4 protein-coding genes are annotated in these 6,207 nt (G+C 45.9%); all 4 read right to left on the bottom strand.

Annotation, left to right across the window (positions count from 1 at the left end; genetic code table 11):
* Window positions 1-13: 13 nt before the first annotated feature.
* The 4 genes from HWQ41_RS07630 to HWQ41_RS07615 all read right to left on the bottom strand — a co-directional run bounded on the left by HWQ41_RS07630 (window position 14) and on the right by HWQ41_RS07615 (window position 6,200).
* Window positions 14-889, bottom strand: coding sequence for a bile acid:sodium symporter (locus HWQ41_RS07630; RefSeq protein WP_292761151.1), 876 nt, complete (start codon window positions 887-889; stop codon window positions 14-16).
* Window positions 890-1,344: 455 nt separating this feature from the next.
* Window positions 1,345-3,684, bottom strand: a complete 2,340-nt coding sequence (locus HWQ41_RS07625; RefSeq protein ID WP_292761150.1) for an arylsulfatase — start codon at window positions 3,682-3,684, stop codon at window positions 1,345-1,347.
* Window positions 3,685-3,825: 141 nt separating this feature from the next.
* Complete coding sequence (locus HWQ41_RS07620; protein WP_292761149.1) at window positions 3,826-4,827, bottom strand: formylglycine-generating enzyme family protein; 1,002 nt, start codon at window positions 4,825-4,827, stop codon at window positions 3,826-3,828.
* Between the two features lie 452 nt (window positions 4,828-5,279).
* Window positions 5,280-6,200, bottom strand: a complete 921-nt coding sequence (locus tag HWQ41_RS07615) for a histone deacetylase (RefSeq protein WP_292761147.1) — start codon at window positions 6,198-6,200, stop codon at window positions 5,280-5,282.
* Window positions 6,201-6,207 lie beyond the last annotated feature (7 nt).

Raw genomic sequence — 6,207 nt, 5'->3', positions numbered from 1 at the left:
GCCCCATGCCCCATTACGAAACCTTTACCTGGTCTATTTCTATAATCTTTTCCTCCTGAATTTCTGTAAACTTTTGTCCGGCGATGAGAACTATGACCAACATTAGTAAACTCGTCACCATAATGACGCTCACGACGTTGGGATCGTCGAAATTACTCGCACCCACTAATAATGCTGCGGCAAAATTGCGTTGAGCGGTTCCTACTCCTAGTACTCGTTGGGTATCGATACCAGGCCCGCCCAAAAGATAACCCACAGAAAAGGAGAATACGATGAAAACCGCACAAACAAGGATTGCACCTGTTTGTAATAAAGTGATAATTTCGTAGAAATGTACCGCTAGCCTAACTACTAGACCTAAAAGTAATCCAACATTAGATATTTTCGACACAATCGGCTGGAAGCTAGAAGCGATCGCGGCAAACTTGGCTTTGATAAATAACCCTATGGCCAATGGGCTTAACATCAAAAACAGCAAGGGTTTGGCAATGTCCCAGGAGTTAACTTGTACTCCTTGCAAAACTAATGGCAGTGCGATCGGCATGTATACAATTGTGCCGAACATCAGCAACATCATCAGTCCTGTTGAGAAAGCTACATTACCTTTGACTATTTGGGCAAGTTTGGGTAAAGCCGGGGGGCCTGCCGCTATTGCCATGATGATGAAACCATCTTTGATTGGTTCACTCAAAGGCACTATTTGCAGCAGCAAATACACAAAAAGCGGTACCAAAACAAAGTTTGCGACCAAAGATAAGACGATTAAACGAATGTTGCGGAGTGGTTCCCAAATCTGCTGTACGGTTAGACGTAAACCCGTACCCAGCATGGTGGCAACAATAAATGTGAGGAATGCTAGCTTGTCGATTAGTGGAAAGATGTCGCTCATGATTTTTGATTTCACGCAGAGAGAAGCTGTAGGGGCAATTCAAGAATTGTCCCTACCTGAAAATCATTCTTTTCGGCTATTGTTTGGGTAAGGGACTTCCAAATAAAAAAATATCCAATTATTTATTGTGGGGTGGGCGACACGAGAACCCAGTAACCAAAGGCGGGCAAGATGCCATTGGTGTCAACTTCAGGTGAAAGCCAGTCTAGAACAAGCTTTTAAAGATTGTCTCGTTTGTCTCGTTAAGAGTCTCCGACTGGGAATGCCTAATGCGAGGCTCCGCCTCAAGACTTGCGGCAGAGCCGCGATGAGGTGCATTTCCAGCCAGAGGCTGGAAACGAGGTTTTAAAAGGGTTTTGGCTTAACTTGACACCAATGGCTTTTCGGCTCACCCCACAAGTAGTAGTAATTTATTTCTTGGAAATCCCTAAGTCCTGTTCTATTTGAGGCTGTACTTACTTCACATCAAGAGTGACTTGCTGTAAGTTGCCTGTGAATGCAAAGGGTACTTTGTAGGTTTCAACCACAGGTGTACCTGTATCTCGACCGACATCAAAGGTTTCGTCAAGGGCCCAACGAAAAGCGATAGTTTTGGCAATTCGACCCTCAGCTACCTGTTTGTCGTTGATGAATAGTTTGCCAGTTCCACCAGTACCAATAGCACCACCGTCGTAGTCAAAATCAAATCGCAGTGTAGATTTACCTGTGGGCACTGTTTCCGCAGACTGAATAATGTAGCGTTCCGCATTGACGAAATTGTAGGCATAAGTGGGCTTACCATCCTCAAGGAAGAAACTCCACCCAGAAAAGCGTCCGCCTTGTGTTAATAGAATCCCCTCTGCACCGCTTTCGGGAATATCCACATTCGCAGTGATGCTGAAGGAGCGATTCTTGATATTTGGGGCACTACCTTCTGGAATTCCGACTGTGCCCGGATAGTAAGTAAAGCTGGTGCGTCCGGCGAGTAAGCTGGGGCGAAGTTTGACATCAAACCGTTCAAAGGCGCGATCGTCTAATGGTAATACTTGGTATTTCTGGGCTTCAGACAAAAACAACTTCTGGAGTTTTTGCAGCTTTTCGGGATTTTGAGCAGCTAAGTTGTTCGCTTCGCTGAAATCTTTCTCAATATTGTATAGTTCCCACGGATCTTGATCAAAGTCAGCTTTTATAGTACCTTGCCAAGGCAAACGACCGTGACGAGCCGCCGCAATCCAGCCTTGATCGTAAATGGCTCGATTCCCCAGCATCTCGAAATACTGAGTTTGACGATGGGACGGAGCATCGGCATTATCAAAGGTATAGGCGAGGCTAGTACCTTCAATCGGTTGTTGTTTGACTCCATTGACTTGAGTCGGGGCAGTAATTCCAGTCGCTTCTAAAATGGTGGGTGTAATATCAATTACATGATGGAATTGGCTGCGGAGTCCTCCTTGGTCTTTGATGCGATCGCCCCAAGAAATTACCAAAGGATTGCGAGTTCCACCAAAGTGAGAGGCGATTTGTTTTGTCCATTGAAAGGGGGTATTCACCGCCCATGCCCAAGCCGCAGGAAAATGGTTGAATGTCTTAGGACTCCCCAAGTCATCAATTGAGGCTAGCAGTTGTTCTGGGTTTTCGGGCACGCCGTTGAAGACTTTTAATTCATTGACGCTACCTGTTAAACCACCTTCGGCACTGGCTCCGTTGTCCCCGATAATGTAAATTACTAAGGTGTTATCCAGTTCGCCAAGTTGGGCAATGCCATCAATCAACCGTCCCACTTCGTAGTCTGTATGTGCCAAAAATCCGGCAAACACTTCTACCATGTGGGCATAGAGTTTCTGCTGTTCTGCCGATAGGGAATCCCAAGCAGGTAGTTCTTTCGGACGGGGAGTCAACTGGGCATTTTCTGGAATCACACCCAGTTGTTTCTGCCGAGCAAAGGTTTCTTCCCGCAATTTATCCCACCCTTGGTTAAACTTGCCTTGATATTTGTCAATCCAGGCTTTGGGCGCGTGGTGGGGTGCGTGGGTGGCACCAGTAGCGAGATAGGTAAAAAAAGGTTTGTCAGGAGCAATAGATTGTTGAGAGCGAATCCAGGCGATCGCATGGTCTACTAAGTCCGGGGTCAAGTGATAATCAGGATTATCGCTAGGTTTCTCCACCCGTTTGGTATTTTCTACTAGAGCCGGAGACCACTGATTAGTATCACCACCTAAGAAACCGTAAAAATACTCAAATCCTAAACTTGTCGGCCAACGGTCAAAAGGGCCTGCGGCACTGGTTTCATAGTCTGGTGTGTTGTGCCATTTCCCGAAAGCAGCCGTGTTATAGCCATTTTGGCGCAGCACTTCCGCCACTGTGGCAGCACTCTGAGGCAAAATCGCCGTGTAACCTGGATAACCTGTGGCTAACTCTGTGACTACACCTGTACTTACTGAGTGATGATTGCGCCCAGTTAGCAGCGCTGCCCGCGTCGGTGAGCAGAGGGCTGTGGTGTGGAATTGGTTGTAGCGTAATCCTTTCTCGGCCAAGCGAGTCAAATTAGGAGTTTCTACTGGGCCGCCAAAGGTACTTGCTTGTCCAAAGCCCACATCATCTAGCAGTATTAGCAGTACATTGGGAGCTTGTGCAGGAGCGGTGATTGATGACGGAAAATCCGGTTTTGAATCTTTGTAGGTGATGCCGATTTTGCCTTTGAACGACTGTTCAGGAATCGGGAGAACCTTTGATGTGGCTGCTAGGGCAGGGCCAGTGAGTGTAAACAAGGCGATGAGGAAAGATAGGGCGAGCGATCGCCAAAGTAAACGTGACATACAAATAACCTTTTAATGATTGGATCTATTTTGAAAATTGGGCATAGGGCATGGGGCATGGAGAATCGGGAATAGGAAGAAGAGTTTTACCCAATGCCCAATGCCCAATGCCCAATGCCCAATGCCCAATCCCCAATAGACTTACTTCAGGTTCTTCACCAAGCGAAAGCCAATATGGTTTGTTCCGGTATCGGGGGCTTGAGACTCGCGTGCTGCTGGGCGGAAGCGGCTGCAATAGTTGGGCGCACATAGGTAAGAGCCTCCTTTAATTACATGTAGGGCAATCTCTGCGGGTTTGTTGAGGTCAAAACTCTGCTTTGGGCCTGTGGGGTTCATACTATGAGCTTTGCTGTCATGTCCTAAAGCAAACCAGTCAAGGGTCAATTCCCAGACGTTACCAGCCATGTCATAAAGACCATAACCGTTGGGTGGAAAGGAGCCGACTGGAGCTGTGCCCAGATAACCATCACCTGTGGTGTTGAAAAAGGGGAATATTCCTTGCCAGGTGTTAGCTTTTTTTTCAGAATACTGATTTCCCCAAGTGTAAGTTGTGTTATCTAATCCACCACGGGCGGCGTATTCCCACTGAGCTTCTGTGGGTAATGATTTTCCCGCCCATTTGGCGTAAGCTATGGCATCCTCGTAAGCAATGTGAACGACTGGATGATTTTCTTTTGCAGCGTGCATCGCACTGTCGGGGCCAAAGGGATGCCGCCAATTCGCTCCAGTCGTCCAATGCCACCAACTCAAAAAGCTCTCACCTGGCTTTGCGATCTGGAACACTAGGGAACCAGGCGATCGCTGCTCGTCCGGTAGATCAGGAAACTCTTCTTTAGATAAAGGACGCTCTGCAACTGTCACATATCCAGTTGCTTGGACAAACTCAGCAAACTGAGCGTTTGTGAGTTCGTATTTGTCAATGCAGAAGGAAGTAACTGTTACATTCTCTGCCGATCGCTCTTCGACAAAACCGGAATTATCTGACCCTATCTTGAAACTACCTTCTGGAATCAGCACCATCTCTTGAGGACAGTTGCTTTGTGTGCTGTCAATCGTGGCTGCAAATGCGGCACAGTTAATTAATAGGACGAACAGTAAAGTTAAAAAACTGAGAAAACAACAATTTTTCCCTGACTTTGACATTTTAGAAACTAACCCCCTAGATTGGGCGGTTGCAGTTTATAAATAGGACGTAAAATTACCGCCAGCTTTGATAAACCGGGGAAAAGCTTATGCTGACTTCAACATCAACAGATCGAAACCCCAGATTTATTCTGATTAAGGCTTTGTTCCCTAAAGTTTGTAATAATTACTCTACTAATTAAAAACTTAGAGTTACTAATTTTAGAGTCAAAATAGATTAATCACTTTTTGACTCTACTATCCGCATAGTTTATATATAAAAAATCTTGAATTTATTAAAAACCACTGTAAACTTATGTATTTACCGTAGTTATATCTAATATTGATAAATTACATCCTATCAAAAGATAAGTCAAGAACTTTTTCTAATCGAAGCAGTGCCGAGCAAAATGAGTGCTGACCACTCAGCACAACTGACTTTCAGGAAAGCAACTCAATTAAACGAGGAAAGCCTAGACCAAACAACGTTCAATCGTCGCTACAACTGATTGAGAAAGAGTCTCAAAATCGTAACCACCTTCTAAGCCAAACAGAATTTTACGAGTTAGCCCTAGACAATAATCAGTAAATAAAGCGTAGTCTTCTGGCTGCAAATTGATACTTGCCAAAGGATCTGCCGCATTGGCATCGTAACCAGCACTCACAATCAGTAAATCCGCCTGAAAGTTAGCTAAAAACGGTACTACCTTGTTTTCAAATAGTGGCTGATATACTGCAATATCACTACCAGGGGGTACTGGTAAATTTAATACATTGTTATGAAAGCCGCGTTCTGTCGCTCTTCCAGTACCGGGATAGCATGGGTACTGATGTAGAGAACAGTAGGCGATGCGTGCTTCAGTTTCAACGATCGCCTGAGTACCATTACCGTGATGCACATCCCAATCGAGGATGGCGACGCGATTAATTCCGGGTTGTTCTAGGGCAAATAAAGCGGCGATCGCTGCATTAGAAAATAGGCAAAAGCCCATCCCCGCATCACTTTCTGCATGGTGTCCTGGGGGACGCGCCAATACAAAAGCCGGATTAGCCGACTTGAAGACAGCCTCAACTCCATCTAACCAGGCACTAACTGCCAACAATGCCACATCATAACTGCGCGGGGAAACTGGCGTATCTCCATCCAAAGGGCCGCCGCCACTAGAGGCGATTTGCCAAAGTTTTTTGATATAGGCTGGGCTATGGGCTTTAACCAACACAGACATCAGTGAAGGCTGTTCTGATGCTGGTGTAGGCGATCGCCAGACAATTTTATCTGCGAATGTAGCGGCTTTTAGGGCAGTAGCGATCGCTATCAAGCGTTCTGGTTTTTCAGGATGGTATTTTCCAGTCTTGTGATCTAAAAACTCGTCGGAATAGATGACTGGCAGCATAGAACGA

Source organism: Nostoc sp. NOS(2021), assembly GCF_017115025.1.
Taxonomy (GTDB): domain Bacteria; phylum Cyanobacteriota; class Cyanobacteriia; order Cyanobacteriales; family Nostocaceae; genus Nostoc.
The sequence above is the reverse complement of the archived record's forward strand: the minus strand, read 5'-3'. Positions and strand labels throughout refer to the sequence as shown.

Coding starts and splice junctions, on each gene's coding strand:
- HWQ41_RS07630 (WP_292761151.1), bottom strand. CDS start 889: ATGAGCGACATCTTTCCACTAATCGACAAGCTAGCATTCCTCACATTT.
- HWQ41_RS07620 (WP_292761149.1), bottom strand. CDS start 4,827: ATGTCAAAGTCAGGGAAAAATTGTTGTTTTCTCAGTTTTTTAACTTTA.
- HWQ41_RS07625 (WP_292761150.1), bottom strand. CDS start 3,684: ATGTCACGTTTACTTTGGCGATCGCTCGCCCTATCTTTCCTCATCGCC.
- HWQ41_RS07615 (WP_292761147.1), bottom strand. CDS start 6,200: ATGCTGCCAGTCATCTATTCCGACGAGTTTTTAGATCACAAGACTGGA.